Here is a 13,456-nt window from a genome sequence, read left to right on the forward strand (position 1 = left end):
ATTTTGAGAGAATGGAATGTCCGCCTCAAAAAGACAGGAGAGTGGAATATTGGGAATGACAAAAAAACTGCGGGAGAAGTGGAATGAGGCGCTGCAGGCGGTACTGCCGATCATCGCGATCGTGCTGGTGCTTTGCTTTGTGATCGCGCCCATCTCCTCCAGCATCCTGCTCTGTTTCCTTTTGGGAGCAGTCCTTTTGCTTGCGGGAATGATGCTTTTTACACTTGGCGCAGAGCTTGCCATGTCACCGATGGGCGAGCGAGTGGGAACGTGCCTGACGAAGAGCAGGAAGCTTCCGGTGGTGATCGGGCTGTCCTTTCTCTTAGGCTTCATCATTACGATCTCGGAGCCGGATCTTCAGGTTCTGGCGAATCAGGTTCCGGCTGTGCCGAACATGACGCTGATCTTGTCCGTAGCATGCGGAGTCGGCGCATTTCTTGTTGTGGCACTGATGCGAATGCTGTTCTCCGTGGCACTTCCGCCGCTGCTGCTTGTCTTTTACGGCGTGGTGTTTGTACTGGCGATGTTCGTGCCGAAGGCTTTTTTAAGCGTGGCCTTTGACTCCGGCGGCGTTACGACGGGACCGATGACTGTGCCGTTTATCATGGCTCTCGGTGTCGGAATCTCTGCAACGCGAAGCGACCGCCACGCGGCGGACGACAGCTTCGGTCTCGTAGCGCTCTGCTCCATCGGACCGATCCTCGCAGTCATGATCTTAAGCATGATCTTCAAGGCGGACAGCAGCGCCTACACACCGCCGGTGATCCCGGAGATCGGTGATTCAAAAGAACTGTTCCTGCTCTTTGCGAGGGAACTTCCAGCCTACATGAAGGAGATCGCGGTCTCCTTACTGCCTATTATCTTATTTTTCATGATTTTCCAGATTTTCATGTTAAAATTAACAATAAGAAAATTAAAGAAGATCGCGATCGGTCTCGTCTATACATATGCGGGGCTGGTGCTTTTTCTTACGGGAGTGAACGTGGGCTTCATGCCGGCGGGAAATTATCTCGGACAGGTGCTTGCGAAGTCTGCCCACCCGCTGTTTCTTGTTCCCATCGCAATGATCATGGGATACTTCATCGTAAAGGCAGAGCCGGCCGTGTACGTTCTCAATAAACAGGTTGAGGAGATTACGGACGGAGCGATCTCCTCGAAGGCCATGGGAATGGGACTTTCCCTGGGTGTTGCGGTTTCTCTCGGACTTGCGATGGTGCGGGTACTTACAGGGATCTCGATCCTGTGGTTTCTCATTCCGGGATACGCGATCGCGTTGGGAATCTCGTTTTTTGTGCCGAAGATCTATACAGCGATCGCCTTCGACTCCGGCGGCGTGGCATCGGGACCGATGACGGCAGCGTTTCTGCTTCCGATGGCACAGGGAGCCTGCTCCGCTCTTGGAGGAAACATTGTCACAGATGCCTTTGGTGTGGTCGCGATGGTTGCCATGACACCGCTTATCACGATCCAGGTCATGGGGCTGGCTTCGAGAATAAGAGCGAAGCGCGGAGTGCAGGAAGGGATGTCCGCAGCTCATGGACAGTCCGGGGCATATGCGGCGTTTGAGCTGCTGGATGATGACGCGATTATTGAATTGTAGGAGGTTTTATGAGCGAATTATACTTGATGGCGACGATCAGCGACCGGAACCAGAGCCGGAGATTCCTCGCCTTCTATAAAGAATATGGGATTTCCGTCACATTCCTGACGTTAGGCCGGGGAACCGCGGCGTCGGAGGTGTTGGACGCCTTCGGGTTAGAGGCATCGGAAAAGGCCGTCCAGTTTGCGGTAGTGACGGCGGCGGAATGGAAAAAGGTAAAAAAGGGCCTGGAACAGGAGATCAAGATCGATATTCCTGGAACGGGGATCGCCTTTGTGACTCCCCTGAGCAGCATCGGCGGAAAGCGGCAGCTTCGCTTTTTGACCGAGGATCGTGGATTTGAGAAAGAGGAGGAAAGCAGCTTGAAAGGAACAGACTACGAGCTTCTTGTAGTGATCGCAAATCAGGGCTATACGGATGTGATCATGGACGCGGCGCGAAAGGCCAACGCTACCGGCGGAACCGTGATCCATGCGAAGGGAACGGGAATGGAGAAGGCGGAAAAGTTTTTAGGCGTTTCCCTTGCTCAGGAGAAAGAGATGATCTTTATGGTCACGAAGACAAAGGATAAAAACGGCATCATGCAGAGCATCATGAAGGAAGCCGGGATCGGAAGCAAGGCGGGGGCGATCGTCTTCTCTCTGCCGGTGACGGAAACAGCGGGGATGCGTCTGATCGAGAAGAATGAGGATGATTAAGATCTTTCGCGCTGACCGCAGCAGATCACAGGCCTGAACGAACGGAACGGTGCCATTAGTTACTTTTCATGGGTAGGAATTTTCTGAACTGAAAATTCCGTATGATACCGTTATGACCGCGGATTTTGCCGATTCGGAATGCGAAGCATCGGCAAAATCCAGTTACAGTGCGCGGGCATGGAGTGCCCGTGTACTGTAACTGCCATTAAAAAAACGCCGCGGAAATGCCCCGAAACCATTGACACGGCATATAGAGTATTGTACAATCATTCGTAAATCTTCGACCGGTCCGGACACAGAGCGGAGCGTGCGGGGAGACAAAACATGGACGAAGCTCCGGAAGAAACCGGGCGGCGTCAAATTTATAAAGATTTAGGAGTTGATTTTTTTGGATTCAGGGCAAGCCCTGCAGGGACTGATCGTAATTGGACTTCTGGCGTTATCCGCGTTTTTCTCATCGGCGGAGACGGCAATGATGACGGTAAATAAGATCCGTGTGCGGAATCTCGCGGAGGCGGGACTCAGCCATGCCGTTGTGCTGGAGAAGATCTTAAGCAATCAGCCCAAAATGCTCAGCGCAATCTTAATAGGAAACAATATTGTCAATATTTCAGCGTCTTCTCTGATGACTGTGCTGGTCACAGACGTGCTTGGAAATAAATATGTCGGTATCGGAACCGGCGTTTTGACGCTGTTAGTCTTGATCTTTGGTGAGATCACACCGAAGACTTCCGCGACGATCTATTCCGAGACCCTGTCACTCAAGTTCGCGAAACCGATCTACCTGATCATGCAGGTCCTGACACCGCTGATCGTGGTCGTTGATGTCCTCTCCAAGGGCGTTTTAAAGATGATCCATGTGGATCCGAACAAGAAACAGGACGCGATCACAGAGGATGAGCTCCGCACGATCGTGGAGGTCAGCCACGAAGAGGGTGTGATCGAGTCAGACGAGAAGAAGATGATCTACAACGTGTTCGATTTTGGGGATTCTGTCGCGAAGGACATTATGGTTCCGCGTATCGATATGACATTCCTCGATGTGAATGCCAGCTATCAGGAGATCATGGATATTTTCCGACAGGAGAAGTATACGAGATATCCGGTCTATGAGGAGACGACGGACAATGTCATTGGCATCGTGAATATCAAGGACCTGTTCCTGATCCCGAAAGACAAGGAATTTAAGCTGCGGGATTACCTGCGTGAGCCGTATTACACCTACGAGTTTAAAAAGACGACGGAGCTTATGGTGGAACTCCGCAAGACCATGAACAGCGTTGCCATCGTTCTTGATGAGTATGGCGCGACGGCCGGGCTTATCACATTGGAGGATATGCTTGAGGAGATCGTCGGAGAGATCCGCGACGAGTACGATGCGGATGAGGAAGACAGCATCAGGAAGATCAATCCGAAGGAATATGTGATCGAGGGCGCTATGAAACTCGATGATCTCGACGACCAGCTTGGTCTGGATCTCAAGTCAGAAGATTACGACTCTGTCGGCGGCTATATTATCGGCCTTTTAGACCATCTCCCGCAGGCGGGGGAGGAAGTCACAAGCGGAAATCTCCGGTTTGTGGTGGATACGGTGGAGAGAAACCGGATTGACAAGGTGCATCTGTATATTCTGGATGCGCCGCAGAAGAGCGAAGAAAGTGAGCAGGAGAGCAAACCCGAACGGTGAAGTTACTGAACCGCGACAAAATTAGCGAAAAATGTACAGCTTTCGGTCTTGACAATTTTTTTCAAACCAATTAATATGAAACTATCCAAAAGGGGAGTAGTTGAAATGCACTGTCAACAATCGCGGCGGAAACGTCTGGTGGTGCATACCGGTAAAATGGTAACGAGACTTTTTGCAGAGAGAAATTTCTGCAGAAAGTCTTTTTTTGTTGCTCTGAGGATCCGAGGGCGATCCGATATGGCGGCAAAAAAAGACGGTCTGTAAAATTTCATGGAATCCATTGGCAGGGAAAGAGAAAAACCTGCGCATACTATTTTCAAGGAGGAGTTTTTATGGACTTTTTATGGAGTGGATTACTATCGATCACCTGGCAGCAGGTCGTCATGTATGTGGTAGGGCTTTTACTGATCTACCTGGCAATCGAGAAAAATTATGAGCCGGCCCTTCTTCTGCCGATGGGCTTCGGTGCGATCCTTGTGAATCTCCCGGCCAGCGGTGTATTAAACCAGTTTATGGAGGGCGCCGGTGAGACTCATGGAATCATCCAGTGGCTCTTTGAATCCGGCATTGAGGCGTCGGAGGCTTTCCCGCTGCTGCTCTTTATCGGTATCGGAGCTATGATCGACTTTGGACCGCTGCTTTCGAACCCGAAGATGTTCCTCTTTGGTGCAGCGTCCCAGTTCGGCATCTTTTTTACGATCTTTATGGCATCACTTCTCGGCTTTGATATCAAGGACGCTGCCTCTATCGGAATCATCGGAGCGGCAGATGGTCCGACTTCGATCCTGGTATCTCAGGTGTTGAAGTCAAACTACATCGGAGCGATCGCGGTGGCGGCATATTCCTATATGGCACTTGTGCCGATCATCCAGCCGATGGCGATCAAAGCGGTTACGACAAAGAAAGAACGCATGATCCGCATGCCGTATGAGCCGGGAAAAGTAAGCCGGTTCACAAGAATCGCTTTTCCAATCATTGTAACATTTGTCGCAGGACTTGTCGCTCCGGCATCGGTTGCTCTTGTAGGATTCCTGATGTTCGGAAATCTGATCCGTGAATGCGGTTGCTTAAACAGCCTTTCCGAAACAGCACAGACGACACTCGCGAACCTGATCACACTTGTTCTCGGAATCACGATCTCCTTCTCAATGAAAGCGGACCAGTTCGTAAGCTTACAGACACTGATGATCATGGGCCTTGGACTTTTCGCTTTTATTTTCGACTCCATCGGCGGCGTCGTGTTTGCGAAATTCTTAAATCTGTTCAGCAAGAACAAAGTGAACCCGATGGTCGGAGCAGCAGGAATCTCCGCATTCCCGATGTCTGCCCGTGTCATTGAGAAGATGGGAATTGCGGAGGACAAAACAAACCATCTTCTGATGCATGCTATCGGAGCGAACGTATCCGGTCAGGTCGCATCTGCAGTTGCCGGCGGAATCATCCTTGGATTCTTTATGTAGGAGGTCTGGACTATGAATGTAAATGTAATGCTTGCTTTAGGGATCATGTGGAAGGGAATGCTTGGAATCTTCGTTGTGATGGGGATCCTGGCGCTCGTTGTTTATCTCCTCACGAAGGTGGGAGACCGTTAGCTCACCATCCCGCCCGCCATTCCGCTCAATGTGCACATGGCGAGGACAGAGAGAAGTCTTTTGGTGTCTTCCGTGACACCGTCCTTCTGGGCGAGGGACATGAGATATAAAAACAGAAAATAGAGAGTTCCGAGGACCAGGCCCCAGAAAAAACGCCTGGTCCTCATTGTTTTTCCGGCGATCATGCCGCCAAAAAAGCAGGAGAGGATATAGACTGCGCAGACAGCGAGATTGACCTGGTTTTCCGGGAGGCGGAACTTAAAAAGGGCGAAGGACAGTATCGCCAGAAGAATTCCGGAGAGGATATAAGTTGCGATCAGGGCGCGTACCATGCGCCATACCGGGTTTGTCTGCATGAGAAAACTCCTTTCTTGAAGGATGTACTCCGGGAGTCTTTCCGGAACTCATAAAATCAGGTACAGAAAGATCCTGAGAGGACATCATGATGTGAGCGTTTGCTTTATACAGGATATGTGGGGAACGGCCATGCATATGCATTGCGCGGCTGATCTTGTAACTGATGAGCCGATTTGGCTGAAAAAAGCACCCGGATATTTTTCCCTTGTGGCTGCCGGACATGATCGGGAAGCTGCCTGCGGCATGCTATGCAGACAAAAAGTGGATCTCTGTACCGGATTTTCCTGCATCACGGCAATAAAATCCGTTGCATAATAGAAAATCGTATGGTATAATTTCATTTAAATTCGGGGTATTATGCCCACGATAAGAGAACAGGAGGAAATGATACCATGAAGCATGTAAAGACTTTAAGTTCCAACACTTTAAAGAACAGCATGAAGAAGGGCGGCTGCGGCGAATGCCAGACATCCTGCCAGTCTGCGTGCAAAACATCCTGCACAGTAGGAAACCAGAGCTGTGAAAACAGCAACCGCTAATGCGGGGCTTCGAATAAACGGAAGTTTTTAAAGAGACCCCTACGGTCGTATGATTGTAGGGGCTATTTCTTGTCTGATCAAAGAATCTGCCGGTGACGGGTTTCCCGGACAGCGATGCCGGGAAAGCCGCCACTGACAGACCACAAAGGGCAGGTAAGAAAGAAGTCAGGAGACCATCAGATCGTGACTGTAATCGGGAAGAGACGGAACAGTCACCTGAAAATTAAGACAGTAGGAGAAAGTTAGCTTTGATACATCAGTATATAAATAATGGATACCATATTGTTTTGGACGTAAACAGTGGATCGGTTCATTCCGTGGATGCGCTGCTCTACGATGCCGTGGAGGTTCTCGCGAAGATCGTCCCGGATATGGAAAAACCGATGCCTCTCACGGATGACCAGAAAAAAGCAGTGAGAGAAGCACTGGTCTGTAAGTACTCTGCAGAAGATATTGAGGATGCGCTCTCCGATATTCAGGAGCTCATCGACGCGGAGGAGCTGTTTGCTGCGGATATTTACAAAGATTATGTGATCGATTTCAAGAAACGTCAGACGGTCGTGAAGGCACTCTGCCTTCATATTGCCCATGACTGCAACCTTGCCTGCAAGTACTGCTTCGCAGAGGAAGGAGAGTACCATGGACGCCGCGCCCTCATGAGCTTTGAGGTCGGAAAGAAGGCACTGGATTTCCTGATCGCGAACTCCGGAAACCGCATCAACCTTGAGGTTGATTTCTTCGGCGGCGAGCCGCTTATGAACTGGAACGTTGTAAAACAGCTTGTGGAATACGGACGTTCCCAGGAGAAGGAGCACAATAAGAAATTCCGTTTTACACTGACAACAAACGGCGTACTCTTAAACGATGAGATCATGGAGTTCTGCAACAGGGAAATGAGCAACGTGGTCTTAAGTCTTGACGGACGTCCGGAGGTCAATGACCGGATGCGTCCGTTCAGAAATGGTAAGGGAAGCTACGAACTTATTGTTCCGAAATTCCAGAAATTCGCGAAATCACGCGGCGAGAAGGATTATTTCGTCCGCGGAACCTTCACAAGAAACAACCTGGATTTCGGAAACGATGTCCTCCACTATGCGGACCTCGGCTTTGAGAAGCTTTCTATGGAGCCGGTAGTTGCAGCTCCGGAAGAGCCGTACTCCATCCGTGAGGAAGATCTTCCGCAGATCATGGATGAGTATGACAGACTCGCAAAAGAGTTTGTAAAACGTCAGAAAGAGGGAAGAGGATTCAAATTCTTCCACTTCATGCTTGATTTAAGTCAGGGACCGTGTGTTGCGAAACGTCTGTCCGGCTGCGGTTCAGGAACCGAGTATCTTGCGGTAACTCCGTGGGGAGACTTATATCCGTGCCACCAGTTCGTTGGAAATGAAGAGTTCCTGCTTGGAAACGTGGATACCGGCGTGGTCAACACGAAGGTGCGCGATGAATTCAAGCTCTGCAACGTATATGCGAAAGAAAAATGCAAAAACTGCTTTGCGAGATTCTACTGCAGCGGCGGATGCGCGGCAAATTCCTTCAACTTCCACGGCAGCATTACGGATGCCTACGATATCGGCTGCGAAATGCAGAAAAAACGTATCGAGTGCGCGATTATGATCCGTGCTGCTTTAGCGGAGGACGAGGAAAACAACTAAATCGATCATAGCGGTCAGGGGAAGAAAACCCCGGATTGTTATTGTAAGGATGACGGAGGCGGTGATTACGACAGACTCCGGAATCAAGAGGGACAAAAAGCCTTTTGAACCTCGAAATCATATCAAGAAGGAGATTTTATCATGAAGAGCAACAAAGGAAAGGGACTGCTCGGCCTCCTGGGACTGCTCGTTGTGCTCGGTATCTTCGGATTTTTCGGCTATGATACTCTTCAGAAGAGTAAGCTGGTCACCGATGAGAACGGAGTAACTTCCCAGAATGGCGGAATCAAGCTCGGTCTGGATCTGGCAGGCGGCGTCAGCATTACCTACCAGGCGAAGGAAGAGAATCCGAGTGCTGAGGATATGTCCGATACCCAGTACAAGCTGCAGCAGAGAGTACAGAACTACAGCTCTGAGGCAGAGGTTTATCAGGAAGGCGGAAACCGTATCAATGTTGATATTCCGGGTGTCACAGACGCGAACAAGATCCTGGAAGAGCTCGGTAAGCCGGGATCCTTACAGTTCTATGATGAGAACTGGAATGTTGTACTGGAAGGAACCGATGTAGCTTCTGCGAAAGCTGTGATCTATAAAGACCAGCAGACAGGAAACAATAACTATGAAGTAGCGCTTACATTTACGGATGAAGGTACTAAGAAATTCGCAGATGTGACTGCAGCGAACGTCGGCAAGAAGATCGCGATCGTTTACGATAATGTGATGTACTCTAACCCGACCGTACAGCAGGCGATCACAGGAGGACAGGCCTCTATCTCCGGCATGACTTCCTATGAAGAGGCTGAGAATCTTGCGTCCACGATCCGTATCGGTTCCCTTTCCCTGGAACTGGAGGAACTCCGTTCCAACGTGGTAGGCGCGAAACTTGGTCAGGAAGCGATCACGACAAGCTTAAAGGCCGGCGCGATCGGTTTCGGAATCGTATGCGTATTCATGATCGTAGTTTACCTCATACCGGGTCTTGCGGCATCCCTTGCACTCTGCCTCTATGTGGCATTGATGCTGATCCTGCTCGCGGCCTTTGAGGTTACATTAACACTTCCGGGTATTGCCGGTATCATCCTTTCCATCGGTATGGCGGTTGATGCGAACGTCATCATCTTCACCCGTATCAAGGAGGAGATCGGTCTCGGAAAGACCGTTCATTCCGCAATCAAGACAGGTTTTGCGAAAGCGTTATCCGCCATCGTCGATGGTAACGTGACAACACTGATCGCAGCGGCTGTTCTTTACTGGAGAGGCTCCGGTACAGTTAAGGGCTTCGCTACAACACTTGCCCTTGGTATCGTTCTTTCCATGTTCACAGCACTTTTCGTTACAAAGTTCACACTGAACACCCTGTATAACCTTGGATTCCAGGATCAGAAGTTCTACGGCATCAGAAAAGAGAAGAAGGCGCTCAATTTCCTCGGAAAGAGAAATATCTGCTTTATCATCTCTGCTGTTATGATCCTCGCAGGCGTTGCGGGAATGGTAATGAACAAGTCTTCCATCGGAAACGCGTTCAATTACTCCCTTGACTTCCAGGGCGGTACCTCCACAAGCGTGACCTTTAATGAGGACATGTCTCTGGAGAGAATCTCAAGCGAGGTTGTTCCGGTAGTCGAATCCATCACAAACAGTGCGGATACGCAGACACAGAAGGTTGCGGGAACAAACGAGGTGATCATCAAGACAAGAACCTTAAGCGTGGAAGAACGTCAGGCATTAGACGAGGCACTTGTTGAGAACTTCGGCGTTGATGAGTCCAAGATTACCGCAGAGAGCATCTCCGGTGCGGTAAGTGCTGAGATGAAGCGCGACGCGGTTATGGCTACAGCGATCGCTACCGTATTTATGCTTCTCTATATCTGGGTACGATTCAAGGATATCCGCTTCGCTGCAAGTGCTGTTTTAGCCCTTGTCCATGACGTATTGGTTGTAGTTGCATGCTATGCCCTCGCAAAGTGGTCCGTTGGCTCCACAGCGATCGCCTGCCTGCTTACCATCGTCGGATACTCCATCAACGCGACGATCGTTATCTTCGACCGTATCCGTGAGAACATCAAGCTCATGGGACCGAAGGCATCCACCGCTGATATCGTAAATACAAGTATCACCCAGACCTTCACACGAAGCATCAATACATCCCTGACGACCTTTGTCATGGTATTTGTTCTGTTCATCATGGGCGTATCCTCCATCCGTGAGTTCGCACTCCCGTTAATGGCAGGTATCATCTGTGGTACCTACTCTTCCGTATGCCTGACAGGCGCTATGTGGTATGTAATGACCACAAAGAAGCAGAAGAAGGATGCGGTTGAAAAACAGGCAAAGAAGGATGCTGAGAAGGCAGCAAAGGAAGCGAAGAAATCCGGAAAATAACCGGAAGAACGTCGTTTCGAAAATAACGATAAGGCAAGAGAAATATGAAATATAAGATTCTGGCAAAAGACGGACGTGCCAAACGGGCTGACGTAGAGACAGTCCACGGCACGATCCATACGCCGGTATTCATGAATGTAGGAACTGTCGCCGCGATCAAGGGCGCTGTGTCCACCGATGACCTTCGCGGGATCGGGACACAGGTGGAGCTTTCCAACACCTACCATCTTCATGTCCGGACCGGCGACAAGCTGATTAAAGAGCTCGGCGGGCTCCACAGGTTTATGAACTGGGACCGTCCGATCCTCACCGATTCCGGCGGCTTTCAGGTATTTTCCCTCGCCGGACTCAGAAAGATCAAAGAAGAAGGCGTGTACTTCAACTCCCATATCGATGGTCATAAGATTTTCATGGGACCGGAGGAGAGCATGCAGATCCAGTCAAACCTTGGCTCCACGATCGCGATGGCATTCGATGAGTGCGCTCCGCATCCGTGTACCAGAGAATACATGGAGAATTCTGTCGCGAGAACTACAAGGTGGCTGGCGAGATGCCAGGCGGAGATGGCGAGATTAAATTCCCTGCCGGATACCGTCAATAAGGAACAGCTTCTGTTCGGCATCAATCAGGGCGGAACCTTCGAGGATATCCGGATCGCGCATGCGGATACGATCTCGAAGATGAACTGCGACGGCTACGCGGTCGGCGGACTTGCGGTCGGTGAGAGTCACGAGGAGATGTACCGTATCCTCGATGCGGTGGTTCCGCATCTCCCGGAAGAGAAACCGACTTATCTGATGGGCGTCGGAACCCCGGCGAACATCCTTGAGGCGGTGGACCGCGGCGTCGATTTCTTCGACTGCGTTTACCCGACAAGAAATGGCCGTCATGGTCATGTATATACAAACCACGGAAAGATCAACCTGTTTAATGAGCAGTTTTCAAAGGATATGCGCCCCATCGAAGAGGGATGCCAGTGTCCGGCCTGCCGCTCATACAGCAGGGCCTATATCCGCCATCTCCTGAAGGCAAAAGAGATGCTTGGAATGCGCTTATGCGTGCTCCACAATCTTTACTTCTACAACACAATGATGACGGAGATCAGGGAAGCTATCGAGAACCACTGCTACGCCGAGTACAAAGAGAAAAAGTTGGAGGGCGTAACAGGGAACTATAAAGACAAGGTATAAGAAAAGGAGGTGCAACGGATATGACTAACAGCCCGGCATTTTGGATTGGATATATTGTTTTAATCTTTGCTTTCATGTACTTCATTGCGATCAGACCGCAGCAGAAGGAAAAGAAAAAAATGCAGGAACTGATGGCGAGCATCGCAGTCGGTGACAGCGTGCTGACATCCAGCGGATTCTACGGAGTGATCATTGATATGACAGACGATACCGTTATCGTTGAGTTTGGCAACAATAAGAACTGCCGTATCCCGATGCAGAAGCAGGCGATCGTCCAGGTTGAGAAACCGGAGGCGTAAGACCTGAAAAACAGAAAAGAAAGAGGTTCATTTCCACTTATGGGGAGATGAACCTCTTTTTTATGTAACAGGAAATTCCGAGGAATTCCCTGTTACATAAAAAGGCACTAACGTGCCAAAGATGCGCACTCGCGCGAAGATGTAGATTGTCGCAAGCGACCGCACGAGGCGCGAGAATGTGCCAAGGCACATTCTTTTTTGGGTGAGCCGGGAAGAAACCTCCGGTTTCTACTGCGGCGTTGCGTTTCTTCCTTCGTCCTCAAAGTATTTCTTTAATTCTTCAAATTCCCGTGCATATTTCGTGGAAACAGCGGTTGGGTTGGAGCGGATTCTTTCTTTGCGGAAACGGCGGCGTTCCGTTCGGAGTGCAGCGAGGCGGGATTCCCGTTCCTTTAACATCTCGGCAAGCTGTTCCGCAGATTTCCCGCGGAGCGCTTCCAGATGGATTCCGGTAAGGTCCTTCAGACTGTCGAGCTTTCCTCCGGCCTTTGCCTTTAATTCCTCAAGGCTGACATTGGAGAGATCGCGGATGGAATCTGCGGCGGATCCGGCCTTTTCGCGAAGCATGGACATACCGGCAGCCGGTTTTTCCTTGATGGATCCCAGTTTTGTACTGGCTTTTTCCCGGAATTCTTCCATACTCATTCCGGTGAGAGCCGCAGCCTGAATTCTTTTTGCCTCGATCTGATCCAGCAGTTCTTCTTTGGCGGCCTGCAAGCGGTCTTCGGCATTCATCTTGAGAAGAGCGCGCTGTACCTGAAGATTGTCAAGTTCCGCACGGAGCTTCTGCATAGCTTCCAGGGACTTTCCGAAGGCAAGTGCTTCCTTCGTACAGATGATGGAATCGTAAACAAAGAGTACCGTCACAAAAAACACAAAAAACAGATCCCAGTAGAGCGGCATTGCGAGGACAGCCCGCTCGATGGGCTTGTGGATCAGGTGCGTCATAAAGATCGTCAGAAATCCCCAGGCGATGGAGGAGCTGAGACAGATATAACCGTGGAGATTAAAGGGCTGGTTGCTGTAATCCCAGTAGCGGACTTTGAAAAGCCGCTCCATCACATATCCAGTCACGTACTCCAGAGCCGTGGCACCGATAACGCCGGAGATATAGGTGAGGATCAGGCTGTCCTGAAACGGGAGAGATACCCATAACATCATGACTGCGCCGCTTCCGTATAACGGCAGCATTGGCAGCCGCAGAAAGCCGCGGTTCACGAATCGCTTCTGTTTTAAGGAAACATAGGTGGACTCGAAGATCCATCCAAAGAAACAGTATAGATAAAAAAACGTAAGCCATTGATACCAGGTGTAAGTATACATAAGTCTCCTCTCGGTTGTAAATTCAGCTTATCCATATCATACGACAGGAACAGGGAAATAACAAGGTGTAACGAAAGAACAGGCCTGGAAAAAGAAAACAGATGTGAAAACAGCCGCCTGGATATGACCGGGGC

The 13,456-nt window shown here is 50.2% G+C and carries 12 protein-coding genes; 10 read left to right on the forward strand and 2 right to left on the reverse strand.

All coding sequences use genetic code 11. The annotated features are described in order from the left end of the window. The first annotated feature begins 55 nt into the window (after positions 1–55). The 5 genes from DWY93_RS00740 (at position 56) to DWY93_RS00760 (ending at position 5,577) form a co-directional block, all read left to right on the forward strand. Positions 56–1,600: a DUF1538 domain-containing protein gene (locus DWY93_RS00740; RefSeq protein WP_117469293.1), complete on the forward strand. Its 1,545-nt coding sequence runs from the start codon at positions 56–58 to the stop codon at positions 1,598–1,600. 8 nt (positions 1,601–1,608) lie between these two features. Then, positions 1,609–2,298, forward strand: a complete 690-nt coding sequence (locus DWY93_RS00745) for a P-II family nitrogen regulator (protein ID WP_015553074.1) — start codon at positions 1,609–1,611, stop codon at positions 2,296–2,298. Positions 2,299–2,686: 388 nt separating this feature from the next. Further along, complete coding sequence (locus DWY93_RS00750) at positions 2,687–3,985, forward strand: hemolysin family protein (protein WP_117469063.1); 1,299 nt, start codon at positions 2,687–2,689, stop codon at positions 3,983–3,985. Between the two features lie 332 nt (positions 3,986–4,317). Beyond that, entirely contained in the window at positions 4,318–5,445 is a 1,128-nt protein-coding gene (locus tag DWY93_RS00755; RefSeq protein WP_015553077.1) for a sodium ion-translocating decarboxylase subunit beta, read from the forward strand. Between the two features lie 12 nt (positions 5,446–5,457). After that, entirely contained in the window at positions 5,458–5,577 is a 120-nt protein-coding gene (locus DWY93_RS00760) for a sodium pump decarboxylase gamma subunit (RefSeq protein WP_117469064.1), read from the forward strand. Here DWY93_RS00760 and DWY93_RS00765 read toward each other — a convergent pair. After that, a complete protein-coding gene (locus tag DWY93_RS00765; protein ID WP_117469065.1) occupies positions 5,574–5,933 on the reverse strand; it encodes a TIGR04086 family membrane protein in 360 nt (119 codons plus the stop codon). The genes DWY93_RS00760 and DWY93_RS00765 overlap by 4 nt on opposite strands. A 393-nt stretch (positions 5,934–6,326) precedes the next feature. Here DWY93_RS00765 and scfA point away from each other — a divergent pair, with 393 nt between their 5' ends. The 5 genes from scfA (at position 6,327) to yajC (ending at position 11,999) form a co-directional block, all read left to right on the forward strand. Then, positions 6,327–6,473: a six-cysteine ranthipeptide SCIFF gene (gene scfA, locus DWY93_RS00775; RefSeq protein ID WP_015553081.1), complete on the forward strand. Its 147-nt coding sequence runs from the start codon at positions 6,327–6,329 to the stop codon at positions 6,471–6,473. Positions 6,474–6,721: 248 nt separating this feature from the next. Continuing rightward, positions 6,722–8,128: a thioether cross-link-forming SCIFF peptide maturase gene (scfB, locus tag DWY93_RS00780; protein ID WP_117469067.1), complete on the forward strand. Its 1,407-nt coding sequence runs from the start codon at positions 6,722–6,724 to the stop codon at positions 8,126–8,128. Positions 8,129–8,269: 141 nt separating this feature from the next. Continuing rightward, positions 8,270–10,510, forward strand: a complete 2,241-nt coding sequence (gene secD, locus DWY93_RS00785; protein WP_117469068.1) for a protein translocase subunit SecD — start codon at positions 8,270–8,272, stop codon at positions 10,508–10,510. Between the two features lie 44 nt (positions 10,511–10,554). Continuing rightward, positions 10,555–11,700 carry a tRNA guanosine(34) transglycosylase Tgt gene (gene tgt, locus DWY93_RS00790; protein ID WP_015553084.1) on the forward strand — a complete coding sequence of 382 codons (1,146 nt, stop codon included), beginning with the start codon at positions 10,555–10,557 and terminating at the stop codon, positions 11,698–11,700. Positions 11,701–11,720: 20 nt separating this feature from the next. Next, positions 11,721–11,999, forward strand: coding sequence for a preprotein translocase subunit YajC (gene yajC / locus DWY93_RS00795; RefSeq protein ID WP_015553085.1), 279 nt, complete (start codon positions 11,721–11,723; stop codon positions 11,997–11,999). A 228-nt stretch (positions 12,000–12,227) separates the two neighbouring features. On the opposite strand, the gene DWY93_RS00800 is transcribed toward yajC, so the two are convergent. After that, positions 12,228–13,322: a hypothetical protein gene (locus DWY93_RS00800; RefSeq protein ID WP_117469069.1), complete on the reverse strand. Its 1,095-nt coding sequence runs from the start codon at positions 13,320–13,322 to the stop codon at positions 12,228–12,230. Positions 13,323–13,456 lie beyond the last annotated feature (134 nt).

The sequence above is a fragment of the Clostridium sp. AF28-12 genome (genome assembly GCF_003435225.1).
Taxonomy (GTDB): domain Bacteria; phylum Bacillota; class Clostridia; order Lachnospirales; family Lachnospiraceae; genus Pilosibacter; species Pilosibacter fragilis.